The following is a 15,727-nucleotide window of genomic DNA, read 5'->3' as shown; positions in this document are numbered from 1 at the left end:
AATCCACTCATGAAGATCCACAAGTACGACACCGTCATCGTCGGCGCCGGCGGCGCCGGTATGCGCGCCGCCATCGAGTCGACCAAGCGCAGCCGCACCGCCGTGCTGACCAAGCTCTACCCCACCCGCTCCCACACGGGCGCCGCGCAGGGCGGCATGGCCGCCGCGCTGGCCAACGTGGAGGAGGACAACTGGGAGTGGCACACCTTCGACACGATCAAGGGCGGTGACTACCTGGTCGACCAGGACGCCGCCGAGATCCTGGCGAAGGAGGCCATCGACTCGGTCCTCGACCTGGAGAAGATGGGCCTGCCGTTCAACCGGACGCCCGACGGGACGATCGACCAGCGCCGCTTCGGCGGTCACTCCCGCAACCACGGCGAGGCCCCGGTCCGCCGCTCCTGCTACGCGGCCGACCGCACCGGCCACATGATCCTCCAGACGCTCTATCAGAACTGTGTCAAGGAGGGCGTGGAGTTCTTCAACGAGTTCTACGTCCTGGACCAGCTGCTGACCGAGGTCGACGGCGTCAAGCGCTCGGCCGGCGTGGTGGCGTACGAGCTGGCGACCGGCGAGATCCACGTCTTCCAGGCGAAGTCCGTGATCTACGCCTCCGGCGGCACCGGCAAGTTCTTCAAGGTGACCTCCAACGCGCACACGCTCACCGGTGACGGCCAGGCCGCCGTCTACCGCCGCGGGCTGCCGCTGGAGGACATGGAGTTCTTCCAGTTCCACCCGACCGGCATCTGGCGCATGGGCATCCTGCTGACGGAGGGCGCCCGCGGTGAGGGCGGCATCCTGCGCAACAAGGACGGCGAGCGCTTCATGGAGAAGTACGCTCCCGTCATGAAGGACCTGGCGTCCCGCGACGTCGTGTCCCGCTCCATCTACACGGAGATCCGCGAGGGCCGCGGCTGCGGTCCCGAGGGCGACCACGTCTACCTCGACCTCACGCACCTGCCGCCGGAGCAGCTGGACGCCAAGCTGCCCGACATCACCGAGTTCGCGCGGACCTACCTCGGCATCGAGCCCTACACGGACCCGATCCCGATCCAGCCCACCGCGCACTACGCGATGGGCGGCATCCCGACCAACGTCGAGGGTGAGGTCCTGGCGGACAACACCACCGTCGTGCCGGGCCTGTACGCGGCCGGCGAGGTCGCCTGCGTCTCCGTGCACGGCGCCAACCGCCTGGGCACCAACTCGCTGCTGGACATCAACGTCTTCGGCCGCCGGGCCGGCATCGCCGCCGCCGAGTACGCCGAGGGCGCGGACTTCGTGGCGCTGCCCGAGGACCCGGAGAGCCAGGTCGTCGAGCAGATCGAGCGGCTGCGCTCCTCCACGGGCACCGAGCGGGTGGCCACCATCCGCCGCGAGCTCCAGGAGACCATGGACGCCAACGTCATGGTGTTCCGCACCGAGCAGACGATCAAGACGGCGGTCGAGAAGATCGCCGAGCTGCGCGCGCGCTACAGGAACGTGTCGATCCAGGACAAGGGCAAGCGGTTCAACACCGACCTCCTGGAGGCCATCGAGCTGGGCAACCTGCTGGACCTGGCCGAGGTCATGGCGGTCTCCGCCCTGGCCCGCAAGGAGTCCCGCGGCGGTCACTACCGCGAGGACTACCCGAACCGCGACGACGTCAACTTCATGCGCCACACCATGGCGTACCGCGAGGTCGGCGCCGACGGGTCCGAATCCATCCGTCTCGACTACAAGCCGGTCGTCCAGACCCGCTACCAGCCGATGGAGCGTAAGTACTGATGGCAACCCCTGTTCTGGACAAGGCGGACGCGGCCGGGCAGCCCGAGCCGGGTTTCGCCGACTCCCCCTACATCACCGTCACCCTCCGGGTGCGCCGCTTCAACCCGGAGGTCTCGGCGGAGTCCGCCTGGGAAGACTTCCAGCTGGAGATGGACCCCAAGGAGCGTGTCCTCGACGCGCTGCACAAGATCAAGTGGGACCACGACGGCACGCTGACGTTCCGCCGCTCCTGCGCGCACGGCATCTGCGGCTCGGACGCCATGCGGATCAACGGCAAGAACCGGCTGGCCTGCAAGACGCTGATCAAGGACATCAACCCCGAGAAGCCGATCACGGTCGAGGCCATCAAGGGCCTGACGGTCCTCAAGGACCTGGTCGTCGACATGGAGCCGTTCTTCCAGGCGTACCGGGACGTGATGCCCTTCCTGATCACGAAGGACACCAACGAGCCCACGCGCGAGCGGCTGCAGTCGGCCGAGGACCGGGCGCGCTTCGACGACACGACGAAGTGCATCCTGTGCGCGGCCTGCACCTCCTCCTGCCCGGTGTTCTGGAACGACGGCCAGTACTTCGGTCCGGCCGCCATCGTCAACGCCCACCGCTTCATCTTCGACTCGCGTGACGAGGCGGGCGAGCAGCGCCTGGAGATCCTGAACGACAAGGACGGCGTCTGGCGCTGCCGCACCACCTTCAACTGCACCGACGCCTGCCCCCGCGGCATCGAGGTGACGAAGGCGATCGCGGAGGTCAAGCGGGCGCTGATCACCCGGCGCTTCTGAGGCGTACGCGGACCGGTGCGCCCCGCGCGAGGGCGCGCCGGTCCCGCGAGCCCTGTTCCGTACCGTTCCGTACCGGACGCCGCGCCGCTGGACCACACCGATGACGCCGACCAGGAAGAACACCTCGATCACCGGCGCCACCGACGCAGAGATCACCTTCACCATCGCCCGAGCCGTCGACCGAACACGACGATGGCGCATTACTGCGAGTCTGCCTCGGGGTGTGGCGCCAGACGTTCCCCCGAACGGAACTCCGCGCATGTGGCCCGCTCCACCATCGCCTTCACCAGCCCGGCGAACAGCGGGTGCGGGCGCGTCGGCCGCGAGCGCAGCTCGGGGTGGGCCTGGGTGGCGACGAGGTAGGGGTGGATGTCACGCGGGTACTCCACGTACTCCACCAGCCTGCCGTCAGGGGATGTGCCCGAGAACAGCAGGCCGGCCTTGCTCTCCAGCTCGGCGCGGTAGGCGTTGTTGACCTCGTAGCGGTGCCGGTGCCGCTCCTCGACCCGCTCTCGCCCGTCGTACGTCGCACGCACGAGTGAGCCGTCCGCCAGTACGGCCGGGTACAGGCCCAACCGCATCGAGCCGCCGAGGTCGCCCCCACCCGCGATGACGGGAAGCTGCTCGGCCAGGGTCGAGATCACCGGGTGCCGGGTCGCGGCGTCGAACTCGGTGGAGTCCGCCTCCGGGATCCCGGCCAGGTTGCGGGCCGCCTCGATCACGACGCACTGGAGGCCGAGGCACAGGGCCAACAGCGGCACCTTGTTCTCGCGGGCGTACCGGATCGCCGCCACCTTCCCGAGGACTCCCCGGTCGCCGAAGCCTCCGGGGACGCAGACGCCGTCCACGCCCGCCAGCTGTTCCTTCGCGCTCTCCGGGGTGGTGCAGTCGTCCGAGGCCACCCACTTGATCCGGACCCGTGCCCGATGCGCGAAGCCGCCGGCGCGCAGCGCCTCGGTGACCGAGAGGTAGGCGTCGGGCAGGTCGATGTACTTGCCGACCAGGGCGACGGTGATCTCGTGGTCGGGGTTGTGGACGCGGTCGAGCAGGTCGTCCCAGGTCGTCCAGTCCACGTCGCGGAAGGGCAGGTCGAGCTTGCGGACCACGTAGGCGTCCAGGCCCTCGGCGTGCACGACCTTCGGGATGTCGTAGATCGAACGGGCGTCCGGGCAGGCCACCACGGCGGCCTCGTCCACGTCGCACATCAGCGAGACCTTGCGTTTGATCGCAGGAGGCACCTCGCGGTCGCAGCGCAGCACGATCGCGTCCGGCTGGACGCCGGTGTTCCGTAATGCGGCCACCGAGTGCTGGGTCGGTTTCGTCTTCAGCTCGCCGGACGGCCCGATGTAGGGCAGCAGTGAGATGTGCACGACGAAAACCTTTTCCCGGCCCACTTCGTGGCGGAGCTGACGGACGGTCTCCAGGAACGGCAGCGACTCGATGTCGCCGACCGTGCCACCCACTTCCGTGATCACCACGTCCACCGTGTCCGTCGCCGGGCGACGGACACGACGCTTGATCTCGTCGGTGATGTGCGGGATCACCTGGACCGTGTCCCCGAGGTACTCGCCCCGGCGCTCGCTGGCGATCACCGCGTTGTACACCTGTCCGGTGGTGACGTTCGCCGAGCCGTCGAGGTCTCGGTCGAGGAAGCGCTCGTAGTGTCCGATGTCCAGGTCGGTCTCGGCGCCGTCGTTGGTGACGAAGACCTCACCGTGCTGGAACGGGTTCATCGTGCCCGGGTCGACGTTCAGGTACGGGTCGAGCTTCTGCATGACCACGCGCAGGCCCCGGGCCTTCAGCAGCATGCCGAGGCTGGAGGCGGTCAGGCCCTTGCCGAGTGAGGAGGCGACACCTCCGGTGACGAAGATGTGTCTGGTCGTAGTGGCTTTCGGCAGCGCGGCCAAGGAGGCTCCCGGGGGCATGGGCGGGCTTATGTGGGCGCACCGTTCTTGAGCGGGAGGCGCCGGACGATCTCGGTGCCGACGTCGGAGATGTGCGGCAGCACGCCGAGCGTGTCGACAACGAAGCGGTACAGATTCCCCTCGTCCTCTACGCAGACGTCCACGAGCAGGTTGTACTGGCCCGTCACGGCGGCGCAGAACAATACGTCCGGGCAGGCGGACAGGGCGCCGCCGACGGCTTCGAGACCGGCCGGGTGCACCTTCAGCCGCACCCGCGCCCGCACCGGCCGCCCCAGCAGGGTGGGGTCGACGACCGTGCGCAGGCGCAGCGCCCGGCGCTCCAGCAGCGCCGTGATCCGGCGGCCGGCCGTGGCCGTGGAGAAGCCGAGCTCTCCGGCGAGTTCGGTGAGGCTGACGCGCGCGTTGCGCTTCAGTGCTTCGACGACCTGGACGTCGCCCGGCGTGAGGTTGTAGGGCTGGGCGGGACCGGGCAAGGGCTGGACCAGACTCGCCCGCAAGCGCTTCTCCTCCTCCTCGGTCAGGACAGGGACGTACCACTCGGACTCGTCGCGGAACGTGCGCAGGGTGAAGTCGGCGCCGAGCACATCGACGTCGGGCAGGCCAGGGACGCCGTCGGCCGTGGCGGTGTACAGCGCGGACCGGGTCTCCACCAGAAGTTCGCACCAGAGACGACCGGTTCCACCGGCCACAGCGTCGACGTTAAGGACCTCGGCCCACGCGGCCAATGCCGTGCTGGCGCTTTCCGGCCAGCCCGCGGCCCTCTTCAATCGCAGGTGGAGGGGGTGGCCGCGGCCCCGCAGCAGCGGGCCGAACTCGGCGGTGCAGTGCGTGACACCCGTGTCCAGGAGCCGTTGCACGCGCCGCGCAACGGCGCGCTCGTGCTCGCCGAGGATGCGCGCCACTTCCGCGACCCCGGCCCGGGGGCTGATCTGAAGTGCGGCCACGATCCGCCGGTCAAGTGCGTCGAGACAGTCGGCCTCATCGATTCTGTCGGTATCCATCAGCATGGAGTCAATATGGCAGGATCTTTATCACCGAAGAAAGGTCTGTTGTCTGATTCATTCATCTAGGGCAGACTGTGCAGCCGTCGCCCACGGTGATGCGGCTTGCGCTTTTCGGATCCGACCTGGCTGTACGGCCCGAGAGGACAGAGCTTTTGGCACGCGAGAGCACCACCGCAGCAGTCCAGGACCACGTCACCTCCGATGAGTTCCGCTCCGTCCTGGGGCGGTTCTGCTCCGGCGTCACGGTGGTCACCGCCATGGGGCCGACCGGCCCCGTCGGCTTCACCTGTCAGTCCTTCTCCTCGCTCTCCCTCGAACCGCCCCGCATCCTTCTGTGCGTCAGCCGTACGTCGACGAGCTGGCCCATCGTCAGGAACAGCGCATCCTTCTGTGTCAATGTGCTCGCCCAGGCCCAGCAGCCGGTCAGCGAACGGTTCGCGCGCTCCGGCGGCGACAAGTTCCACGAGATCGCGTGGACCCAGTCACCGGGCGGCGCGCCCCGCCTCGCCGACGCGACCGCCTGGATCGACTGCCGCCTGCACACCGAGTACGACGGCGGCGACCACCTGGTCGTCATGGCCGGCGTACGACGGGTGGACACGCCGACCGAGCCGCGTGCGCCCCTGCTGTTCTACCGGGGCCGGTACGCGCGTCTCGCCGACGCGTCCTGAACATCCTCCCGCTCCGTGCCCAAGGAGAGACCTCCATGTCAGTGACCCCTGCGTCCGACGAGTCCGCTGCCCTTCAATCCGGCCTCCTCGCCGGACTCGACGTCTTCGTGGGCGGGCCGATCCAACATGCCATCCTCGCCGACGGGTTCGTCGGCCAGTTACAGGATGCGATCACCACGGCCATCGGCACGGTCACCGAGAACGGCGCCAACGTGTTCTCCGCGCACGTCGTCGAGAAGTTCGGCGAGGAGACCGCGTCGTTCACACCCGAGCAGGTCTCGGTACGCGACTTCCGCTGGATGAGGAAGTGCGACGTGTTCGTGCCGGTGCTGCCCGTCCAGCGGGAGGACGGCATCCTGCGCCGCACCGACGGCACCCACGTCGAGCTCGGTTGGGCCACGGCCCTCGGGCGGCCCATCGTCCTCATCACCAAGCAACCCGTCGTCGAGTCCGCCAGCCATCTCCTGAAGGGGCTGCACCGCGTCGGCTTCGTCCAGCACATCGACTTCGACGAGTTCACGGAGAAGCCAAGCCTCCTCGTCGACGCCGTGCTGGGCGCCACCGAGCGCCAGCGCGAGGCGATCGGCGCGGGTCTCGTCGCCTAGGCATCCGTCCAACCCCCCACCCCGCTCACATTCTCCGGACGGAGTCACCGAGTGCGCGATACATCGATCCTCGGAATGCCGTTGACCGCCCCCGTGGTCGTCGGATCCGGGCTGCTCACGGACCAGGAACGCAATATCCGCCGGTTGCTGGAAAAGGGCGCCGGAGCCGTGGTCACCAAGACCATCCATCCCAATCCGCCTCAGGGCCTCGACGAGCGGATCCTGCGGCTGCCCGTCGGCATGCTGAACAGCACCACGTACTCCAAGCGACCGGTCAGCCACTGGCTGCGAGCGCTGCGCTCGTTCGCCGAGGACCGGCTGCCGGTCATCGCCTCCCTGCACGCCGACAGCCCCGATGAACTCGCCGCCCTGGCCCGGGACGTCGAGACGACCGGCTGCCGGGCCCTGGAACTCGGCATCTCCTGCCTCAACGAGGAGGACGGTCTGGAGGACGACAACCCCGACCGGGTCTACGCCTACACCTCCGCCACCCGCAGCCGCACCGGGCTGCCCCTGTCCGTCAAACTCGCCGTCGGCGAGGGTCTCCAGGACCGGGTCCGGGCCGCCATCGCCGGCGGCGCCGACGCCATCACCCTCAGCGACACCATCCCCGGCGCGGCCGTCTCACCCGAGACCGGCGACCTCGAACTGAACGGCGTCTACGGCTACTCCGGTCCTGGCCTCAAACCCCTTGTCCTGGCGGCAACGTGGCAGCTGCGCAAGCGGGGCGTCACCCTGCCGATCATGGGCGTCGGCGGAGTGAACAGCGGCCGGGACGTCGCCGACTACCTGAGCGTCGGCGCAAACGTCGCGCAGGTCTACACCGCCCTGCACACCGACATGTACGACACACTGGAGCGCATCCTCGGCGAGACCCGTGAACTCCTGGGCGAACCCCAAGGAGCGCCCTTATGACTCCACTGCTCACAGACTTGACGAGCAGTCAGGTCACGAACGCGGTGCGGGGACGGACGGTCGTCTGGCCGATCGGGGCGATCGAGCAGCACGGTCCGCACCTCCCGCTCTCCGTCGACCTGCTCCTCGCCGAAGCCGTCGCCGCCGAACTCGCCCACGCCCTCGACGCGTTCGTCCTCCCCGCGCAGGCGGTCGGCGCCCGCTCCCTGCCGCAGAGCGGCGGCGGACTGCACTTCCCGGGCACGCTCTACGTCGGCGGCGACACCCTCGTCCGCTACCTGGCCGAGACGCTACGGGCGCTCGTCGCGCTCCCCATGGCCCGTCTCGTGGTCGTCAACGGGCACTACGAGAACGAACCGTTCCTCTTCGAGGCGATCGACCAGGTGCGTGAGCGAGGACTCCTCGACGACACCGAGGTGTTCGCATTCAGCTGGTGGTCACTGGTCCGCGATACCTGGATCCTCGGGGAACTCCCTCGGTTCCCCGGCTGGCATGCCGAGCACGCCGGGGTCACCGAAACCAGCCTCATGCTCCATCTGCGCCCCGACCTCGTCACCGACGAGCGTCCCGACCACGACGCACCGCCCCGCGCGGGCGTCTACCTGCACCCGATCGACGTCGGACAGAGCACCAACCAGGGTGTCCTGTCGTCGACTTCCGGATCGAGCGCCGGTCTTGGCAAGAAGCTGCTGCGGCACATCGTCGAGGAGGCAACGGCGATGATCCGCGACGGCAAGGGGCTGCTCTTCGCCCAGACCCGGCCCGACCGCCGATCCGGAGGAAAGTGACCGTGAGCCGTCGACCCGGAGGAAGAGAGCAGTGACCAGCAAGTTCCACCTCGCCTGTATCTTCAACTTCACGCCGGACGACTGGCAGGGCCCCTTCGGCACCGGGGGCTCGCCCTGGGACGGGCGCTTCCACACCGAGGTCGCGCAGGCGCTGGAGCGAGCCTGCTTCGACTACGTGATCATCGAGGACAAGTTGATGGTCCCCGAGAGCTACGGCGGCACCTCCGAACGCGCCCTGCGGCAGGGCATGGTCGTCCCCAAGCACGACCCCGTCCCGCTGGCCGCGGCAATGGGCCTGGCCACCTCCTGCCTCGGCATCGTCGCCACCCTCTCCACGATGGCGTACCCGCCCTTCATGACCGCCCGGCTGGCCTCCACCATGGACAGCATGCTCGGCGGGCGGTTCGGCTGGAACATCGTCACCAGCGCCGAGGACCTGGCGGCCCAGAACTTCGGCCTCGACAAGCTCCCGTCCCGGGATGACCGTTACGCCATGGCCGACGAATACGTCGACGTGGTGCGGCAGTTGTTCGACTCCTGGGACGCCGACGCCGTCGTCCTGGACCGCGAGAACGGCATCTACGCCGACCACACGAAGGTCCGGCCGATCCACTTCCGGGGCAAGTACTTCAGTGTGCGCGGCCCCCTCAACACCGTGCCGTCCCCACAGCACCGACCCGCGTTCACCCAGGCCGGTGCCTCGCCCCGGGGCCGGGCCTTCGCCGCGCGCAACGCGGACTCGGTGATCGCCATCGCCAACGGCGTGAAGGCCATGAAGGAGTTCCGCGACCAGGTGCGGGCGCACGCCGAGGCGGCCGGCCGGAACCCGGACGATGTCAAGGTGCTGTTCTGTGTCACGCCCACCCTGGGCGAGACCGAAGAGGACGCCCGCGAGAAGTACCGACGGGAGATCTCTTCCCCGCAGTTCATCCACGATGTCCTCGCCGAGACCTCCGCGCTCACCGAGATCGACTTCGCGCAGTTCGACCTCGACGAGCCGCTGCCGTATCGCCTGGAGACCAACGGCGAACAGGGCTCGCTGGACCAGCTCCAGCAGTGGGGCAGTGGGAAGACCCTCCGAGAGCTGGCCATGGACGCGGCCGGCGGGCTCGTCTCCTCGATGGAGCTGGTCGGCACTCCTGACCAGGTCGCCGAGCAGATGGGGGCGGCCATGGAGGAGGTCGGCGGTGACGGCTTCATGCTGACGACACCCGTACTGCGCATGAACCGGCGCTGGGTCACCGAGATCACCGACGGGCTGGTGCCCGCACTGCAACGGCGCGGCCTCACCCGCACCGCCTACAGGCACGGCAACACCCTCCGCCAGAACCTCACCGAGTTCTGACCGGATGACACAGACGACACGACGGCTGGTCCTGGACGACACCGCCCAGGACCTGCTGTTCCGGAAGGCGTTCACCGCGGACCGGTTCACCGGCGACCCCGTGGACGACGACACGGTCCGCGCCGTCCACGACCTGGTCCGCGACGGCCCGACCGCCTTCAACCAGCAACCCCTCAGGATCTTCCTGTTGCGCTCGGCCGCCGGCCGGGCGCGGCTGGTCGCCCACCTGTCGAGGAGCAACAGGGAAAAGACCCTCAAGGCACCGTTGACCGCACTCCTCGCCGTCGACAACGAATTCCACCGCAGGCTTCCGGAGCAGTTCCCCCAGTTCCCCGGTGCGATGGACCTGTTCACCCGGGACCCCGCTTTCAGAGAACGCTCGGCACTGCTGAACGGAACTCTGCAAGCTGCCTATTTCGTCATCGGGATCAGGGCGGCGGGCCTCGCCGCCGGACCGATGAGCGGATTCGACGAGGACGGTGTCAACCGCGAATTCTTCCCCGACGGCCGGCGATCCGTGCTGTTCGCCGTGAACATCGGCCGGCCCGTACGGGATGCACGCCCGCGCGGCCCGCGCCTGGCGTACGACGAGATCCGTACGACTCTGTGACGCCATGCCGCTATGACGGACGCCGGACCGTCTCCCGGTACCAACGCCCCCACTTGTCCAGTTCCTCGGTGATGGAGTCCAGGCTGTGGCCGACGCCCGTCAGTGTGTACTCCACGCGCGGCGGTACCTCCCGGTGGACGGTCCGGGCCACCAGCCCGTCCGCCTCCAGCTCCCGCAGCTGTCGGGTCAGCATGCGCTGGGTGATCGGTGGCAGCGCCCGTCGGAGCTCGCCGAAACGCAGCGTACCCGCCGCCAGCTGCTTCAGAATGGCCAGTTTCCATCTGCCGCCAAGAATTTCCATGGCGAACTCCACCGAGCAGCAATCGGGTGCTTCTTCGACATCGGAACGCACCGCTGACCTCCATTGGTATACCGATTTGAACCAGGGGACACAAATGATCGTACTTGCGGCTCGCGTTGATACGCGCGGAAACTGAGGATATGTTGAACAAGGACGCGCCCGCACCGGCACGGACACCGGAGGAGACCGCCTCGCCCGACCGGCGCTGGCTGGTCCTGGCCGTGGTCTCGGGCAGCCTGTTGCTGTGCGGGATCGACCTCACCGTGCTGCATGTGGCCGTGCCGAGCATGAGCCGCGACCTCCATCCCAGCGCCGCGCAGTTGCTGTGGGTCGTCGACGTGTACTCGCTGGCACTCGCCGCCCTGCTCGTGACGTGCGGGACACTCGGGGACCGTATCGGCCGGCGCAAGATGGTGCTGAGCGGATTCTTCGCCTTCGGTCTCGCCTCGACCGCCTGCGCGTTCTCCACCTCCACCGGCCAACTCATCGCCGCGCGTGCCGCGTTGGGCGTCGCCGCCGCGATGATCATGGCCTCGACGGTTGCGATCATCCGGGTCGTCTTCACCGACGACCGGGAGCGGGCCCTGGCGATCGGCATCTGGACCTCCGCGCACAGCGTCGGCGCGACCATCGGGCCCCTGGTCGGCGGGATCGTCGCCGAACGCTGGGGCTGGGGCGCGGTGTTCCTCGTCAACGTCCCCGTCATTGTCGTCATCCTGGCCGTGGGCGCCCGCGTCGTCCCCGAATCGAGGAACCCCGTGCCGCGCCACTGGGACGTGGCCAGTGTCGCACTCTCCGTCACCGGGCTCGCGGGCGTGGTGTACGCGCTGAAGCAGGCCGGCGAGCACGCCGGCGTGGACACCGTGATCGTGATCACGGCAGTCGGCGGGGCCGCGCTGCTGTACGTCTTCGTGCGCCGCCAACGCTGCCTCACGGAGCCGCTGCTGGACTTCTCCCTCTTCAACGAGCGCCGGTTCACCACCGCCACCCTGTGTGTCATCGGCTGCTTCGGCAGCTATGTCGCTCTGCTCTTCTTCCTCACCCAGTGGCTCCAGCAGGTCGGCGGCTACTCGCCGTTGCGCGCCGGGCTCGCCCTGATGCCGTTGGCCGCCGCCAACGCGGTCGGCGCGGTCACGGCGCCCTGGGCTTCCGCGCGCTGGGGCAACCGCCGCTCGCTCACCGGGGCGCTGCTTCTCTTCGCCGCCGCCTACGCCGCGATCGCCGCCGTCGGGGACACCGCGCACTACGGGGTGCTCCTGCTGCCGCTGCTGTGTGCCGGGTACGGCGCCGGGATCGTGATGACGCTGGGCGCGGACTCCATCATGAGCGCCGCCCAACCCGAGCGCTCCGGAGAGGCCGCCGCCATCCAGGAGACTTCCTTCGAACTCGGTGCGGGCCTCGGCGTCGCGTTCCTCGGTACCGCCCTGACCCTCGTCTACCGCACCGGTCTGCCCAAGGTGCCGGGTCTTGCCGCCGACGATCACGCCCACGCCGAGGAGTCCTTCTCCGCCGCCGAGGACACCGTCGCCCACCTGCCGTCACCCACCGCCGACGCCGTCATGAGGGCGGCCCGTCAGGCATACGACCGGGGGTTCACGGTCGTGGCGGTCATCGCGACGACCGTGCTGATCGCGACGGCGGCCCTGGCGGCGGTGATGCTGCGGCCGAAGGCGTCGAAGTGAGCGCGGCCAGAAGACCGTGTCCAGTGTGGCTAGGCGGTCGTCGAGCCGTGTATGGGGCGCGGTACGTGGAGTTGGATCGTGCCGCACGGACTGCTCTCCGCAGCCGGTCCGGCTGGACAGCCCGGCCATGGCCATGGTTTTCCGGACTCACATCCACGGTGCCGCCGGTGCGCCGGATGACGTCAGGCGCCGCGCGGTTGCGGCAGCGCGGTGCTCGGTCCGGTTCTCGCAGCGTGAGCCGTGCCGTCGGCGGCGCGGTCCGTCACCGTGGCCTCGACGGCGCGGACGGCCATTTCGGTGAGCTGCGGTGGTGCGGTGAGCCGGTGGCCGCGGCCAGAGCCGCCCACACGGCCCCCGGACTCACCGACAGCGTCCGGTACGGAACGGTACGGAACAGGGCCCGCGGGACCGGTGCGCCGGGCGGGTGACCTCGCGGGCCGCCGTGCGGGGTGGGCGCGCGGGCGGGCGGCCGGGCCGTACCTAACCTGATCACATGTCAGATGACGAGTCGTACGAGCTGCTCGGGTTCGACAACGTGCTGCTGGCCGTGGGTGATCTCGACGAGGCCGCCGCCTTCTACGGGCGGGCCGGGTTCACGGTGGCCTTCCGGCTGGACGAGGCGGGGATCGCGCTGCTGAAGGTCGGCGGGGAGACCCCGGGGATCCTGCTGCGCCGTCAGGAGGCGCTCGGGCACCGGCCGCCGCCCTGGCACACCCCGCGGCTGTGGCTGGAGGTCCCGGACGCCCGCGCGGCGGCCCGCGCGCTGGCGGCGGCCGGGATCGAGCCGCTGGACGCGCCGGTGGCGCAGGCGACCGGCTGGACCGTGGAGATCGCCGACCCCTGGGGCAACGTCCTCGGTCTCACCGACTACACCAAGCGCCCGGAGCTGGGCCGCAGGCCCTGAGCGGCCGGCCGCCGACGGCGCGCGGGCACTGGCTAGGCTCTGTCCGTGTCCGAGAAGAAGAGCCCCGGCGGCAAGAGCGTGACCAGCGGCGCGGGCCCGGCCCCGAGCAAGTCCGAGCAGACCCGCGCCCTCATCCTGGAGACGGCCATGCGCCTGTTCCAGGAGCGCGGCTACGACCGGACGACGATGCGGGCCATCGCGCAGGAGGCCGGGGTCTCGGTCGGCAACGCGTACTACTACTTCGCGGGCAAGGAACATCTGATCCAGGGCTTCTACGACCGGATCGCCGCCGAGCACCGGGAGGCGGTGCGCGAGGTCCTGGCCCGCGAGACGGGTCTCCAGGCGCGGCTGGCGGGTGTGCTGAAGGCATGGCTCGACGTCGCCACGCCGTACCACGAGTTCGCGGTGCAGTTCTTCAAGAACGCCGCCGATCCCGACAGTCCGCTCAGCCCGTTCTCCCCGGAGTCCGAGCACGCGCGCGTGGAGGCGGTGAGCGTTCACAAGGAGGTGCTGTACGGGGCGCGGACCAGGGTGCCGGCGGAGCTGCGCGAGGTGCTGCCCGAGCTGATGTGGCTGGCCCAGATGGGCCTGGTCCTGTACTGGGTGTTCGACCGCACCGAGGGCCGTGAGCGCAGCTACCGGCTGGCCGAGCGCGGTGCCCGGCTCACCGCGCGGGGGGTGTCGCTGGCCAGGTTCCGGGCCCTGCGTCCGCTCGTGCTCGACGTGCACGAGCTGTTCACGGACTTCCTGCCGGGGATGACGAAGGCGCTGCCGGATCCGGCGGCCAGGGCCCGCAAGCAGGCGTGACGGCCGCCGGGCGGCGGGCCGCCCGGCGGGTGCGGGTCAGATCCAGGTGAGCTTCCACAGGCGGAAGACGCCCGTGCCGTCCGAGAGGTACTGGCCGCCGCCGACGTCCTCGGTGGTGACGACGTACTCCTTCTGCTGCCACAGCGGGACCAGCGGGACGTCCTCGGCCACCTTCGCCTGAAGGCTGCGGAAGTCGGTGGCCGCGCGGCTGCGGTCGGTGTACTGCTGGCTGTCGGAGACGAGTGCGTCGACGGCCTTGCTGCTGTAGCCGGTGTTCATGCTGCTGCCGGTGCCGACGAGCGGGCCGCCGAAGGTGTCCGGGTCGGGGTAGTCGGCGACCCAGCCGACGGCCCAGGCGTCGAGCTTGCCGGAGGTGTACCGCTTCTGGAAGTCGGTCCACTCGTAGCCCTTGACGTCGACCTTGAACAGGCCGCTCGCCTCCAGCTGCTTCTTGATCTCCGCGGCTTCCTGGGCGCCCTGGCCGCGGCCCTCGCCGTAACCGTAGGTGAAGCGCACCGGCGTGGAGACGCCCGCGTCCTTCAGCAGGTCGCGGGCCTTCTTGGCGCTCTGGGCCGGGTAGGAGTCGAAGAAGGACGTGGTGTGTCCGGTGATGCCGGCCGGGACCAGGGAGTACAGCGCGTCGACCGTGCCGTCGTAGACGGAGGTGACGAGCTCCTCGCGGTTGACCAGCCAGGCGATGGCGCGGCGGACCCGGGCGTCGTGCAGCGGCGAGGAGTCGTGCGTGTTGAGGTACAGGTTGCGGGTCTCGGCGCTGTCGGACACCGACACGCGCTGCTTGGGGTCGCTCGGGTTCAGCCCGGCGAGCACCTTCGGGGTCAGCGTGCGGGTGGCGACGTCGACCTGCTTGTCCTCCCACGCCTTGTCGAGCGCGGTGCCCTCGGTGAAGTAGCGCACCTGGACCGGCTTGGCGGAGCCGCTGATGGCGCCCTTGTAGGAGCCGTTGGGCTTCAGCTCGGCGCTCTTGTCCTTGCTGTAGCCGGTCAGGCGGTAGGGGCCGGTGCCGTCGGCGTCGTTCCCGGTGCGCAGCGAGTCCAGCGCGTAGCGGGTGTGGTCGACGATGGAGCCGGCGCCGGTGGCGGCCTTCAGCGGGAAGGTGGTGTCGGGCGTGGAGAGGTGGAAGGTGACGGTCATGCCGTCGGCCTCCACCGAGCCCAGGGTGGAGAACAGGGAGGACGGGCCGACCTGGGAGTTGATCTTCTTGACCCGGTCGAAGGAGTACTTGACGTCCTCGGCGGTCATCGTCCGGCCGCTGGGGAACTTGAGCCCCTCGCGGACCGTGCAGCGGTAGGTGCGCGAACCGCCGCCGGTGAAGCCGCAGTCCTTGGCGGCGTCCGGCACCGGCTGGGTGCCGCCGGGCTCGAAGGTCAGCAGCGACTGGAAGACGTTGCTGTACAGGGCCCAGGAACCGGCGTCGTAGGCACCGGCCGGGTCCAGCGAGGTGACGGCGTCCGTGGTGCCCAGGATGATCGCCTTGTCCTTGTCACCCTGCGACGGCAGGAGTTGCCAGCCGCCCACGCCGACCACCGCCAGAACCAGCAGTGTCAGCAGAATCCGCATGCGAACCGACCGCATCGGTGATGCCCTCCCCAGGCCCTTCGCGAGCCGC

Annotated in this window: 15 protein-coding genes; 11 read left to right on the top strand and 4 right to left on the bottom strand. The window is 69.4% G+C overall.

All coding sequences use genetic code 11. The features are described from left to right. The first annotated feature begins 9 nt into the window (after positions 1–9). On the top strand, positions 10–1,764 hold the full coding sequence (sdhA, locus tag A8713_RS19505) for a succinate dehydrogenase flavoprotein subunit (protein ID WP_064534844.1): 1,755 nt from the start codon (positions 10–12) through the stop codon (positions 1,762–1,764). After that, complete coding sequence (locus A8713_RS19500) at positions 1,764–2,543, top strand: succinate dehydrogenase iron-sulfur subunit (protein WP_064534842.1); 780 nt, start codon at positions 1,764–1,766, stop codon at positions 2,541–2,543. Before sdhA ends, A8713_RS19500 begins: the two co-directional genes overlap by 1 nt. Positions 2,544–2,743: 200 nt before the next feature. On the opposite strand, the gene A8713_RS19495 is transcribed toward A8713_RS19500, so the two are convergent. After that, positions 2,744–4,450 carry a CTP synthase gene (locus A8713_RS19495; RefSeq protein WP_237305415.1) on the bottom strand — a complete coding sequence of 569 codons (1,707 nt, stop codon included), beginning with the start codon at positions 4,448–4,450 and terminating at the stop codon, positions 2,744–2,746. Between the two features lie 26 nt (positions 4,451–4,476). After that, positions 4,477–5,475: an Lrp/AsnC family transcriptional regulator gene (locus A8713_RS32440; protein WP_079159047.1), complete on the bottom strand. Its 999-nt coding sequence runs from the start codon at positions 5,473–5,475 to the stop codon at positions 4,477–4,479. Positions 5,476–5,624: 149 nt separating this feature from the next. Here A8713_RS32440 and A8713_RS19485 point away from each other — a divergent pair, with 149 nt between their 5' ends. The 6 genes from A8713_RS19485 to A8713_RS19460 are packed head-to-tail and all read left to right on the top strand — an operon-like array spanning position 5,625 to position 10,406. Then, positions 5,625–6,143, top strand: a complete 519-nt coding sequence (locus A8713_RS19485; protein ID WP_064534837.1) for a flavin reductase family protein — start codon at positions 5,625–5,627, stop codon at positions 6,141–6,143. A 35-nt stretch (positions 6,144–6,178) separates the two neighbouring features. After that, positions 6,179–6,748 (top strand): nucleoside 2-deoxyribosyltransferase, encoded by a 570-nt coding sequence (locus A8713_RS19480; RefSeq protein ID WP_079159046.1) that lies wholly within the window; start codon positions 6,179–6,181, stop codon positions 6,746–6,748. Between the two features lie 51 nt (positions 6,749–6,799). Further along, complete coding sequence (locus tag A8713_RS19475; protein WP_257784414.1) at positions 6,800–7,663, top strand: dihydroorotate dehydrogenase; 864 nt, start codon at positions 6,800–6,802, stop codon at positions 7,661–7,663. Further along, positions 7,660–8,451: a creatininase family protein gene (locus tag A8713_RS19470; RefSeq protein ID WP_064534832.1), complete on the top strand. Its 792-nt coding sequence runs from the start codon at positions 7,660–7,662 to the stop codon at positions 8,449–8,451. The genes A8713_RS19475 and A8713_RS19470 overlap by 4 nt, the downstream gene beginning before the upstream one ends. A 31-nt stretch (positions 8,452–8,482) precedes the next feature. After that, positions 8,483–9,796, top strand: a complete 1,314-nt coding sequence (locus A8713_RS19465) for an NtaA/DmoA family FMN-dependent monooxygenase (RefSeq protein ID WP_064534830.1) — start codon at positions 8,483–8,485, stop codon at positions 9,794–9,796. 4 nt (positions 9,797–9,800) lie between these two features. Further along, the gene (locus A8713_RS19460; RefSeq protein ID WP_064534828.1) at positions 9,801–10,406 is read left to right on the top strand and encodes a malonic semialdehyde reductase; all 606 of its coding nucleotides are present in this window, start codon (positions 9,801–9,803) and stop codon (positions 10,404–10,406) included. A gap of 10 nt (positions 10,407–10,416) precedes the next feature. Here A8713_RS19460 and A8713_RS19455 read toward each other — a convergent pair whose 3' ends face one another. Then, a complete protein-coding gene (locus A8713_RS19455; protein ID WP_079159045.1) occupies positions 10,417–10,707 on the bottom strand; it encodes a winged helix-turn-helix transcriptional regulator in 291 nt (96 codons plus the stop codon). 140 nt (positions 10,708–10,847) lie between these two features. Between A8713_RS19455 and A8713_RS19450 the strand changes: the two genes are divergently transcribed. The 3 genes from A8713_RS19450 (at position 10,848) to A8713_RS19440 (ending at position 14,100) form a co-directional block, all read left to right on the top strand. Beyond that, positions 10,848–12,389 (top strand): MFS transporter, encoded by a 1,542-nt coding sequence (locus A8713_RS19450; protein WP_064534824.1) that lies wholly within the window; start codon positions 10,848–10,850, stop codon positions 12,387–12,389. A gap of 493 nt (positions 12,390–12,882) precedes the next feature. Next, on the top strand, positions 12,883–13,293 hold the full coding sequence (locus A8713_RS19445; protein ID WP_064534822.1) for a VOC family protein: 411 nt from the start codon (positions 12,883–12,885) through the stop codon (positions 13,291–13,293). A gap of 147 nt (positions 13,294–13,440) precedes the next feature. Continuing rightward, positions 13,441–14,100 carry a TetR/AcrR family transcriptional regulator gene (locus tag A8713_RS19440; protein WP_237305557.1) on the top strand — a complete coding sequence of 220 codons (660 nt, stop codon included), beginning with the start codon at positions 13,441–13,443 and terminating at the stop codon, positions 14,098–14,100. A gap of 36 nt (positions 14,101–14,136) precedes the next feature. Here the strand turns inward: A8713_RS19440 and A8713_RS19435 are convergent, their stop codons facing one another. Then, on the bottom strand, positions 14,137–15,678 hold the full coding sequence (locus A8713_RS19435) for an ABC transporter substrate-binding protein (RefSeq protein WP_237305414.1): 1,542 nt from the start codon (positions 15,676–15,678) through the stop codon (positions 14,137–14,139). Between the last annotated feature and the right edge of the window lie 49 nt (positions 15,679–15,727).

Origin of the sequence: Streptomyces sp. SAT1 (assembly GCF_001654495.1) — a bacterium.
GTDB lineage: Bacteria > Actinomycetota > Actinomycetes > Streptomycetales > Streptomycetaceae > Streptomyces > Streptomyces andamanensis.
Note: the sequence above shows the minus strand (reverse complement) of the source record. Positions and strands in the feature narration are given on the sequence as shown.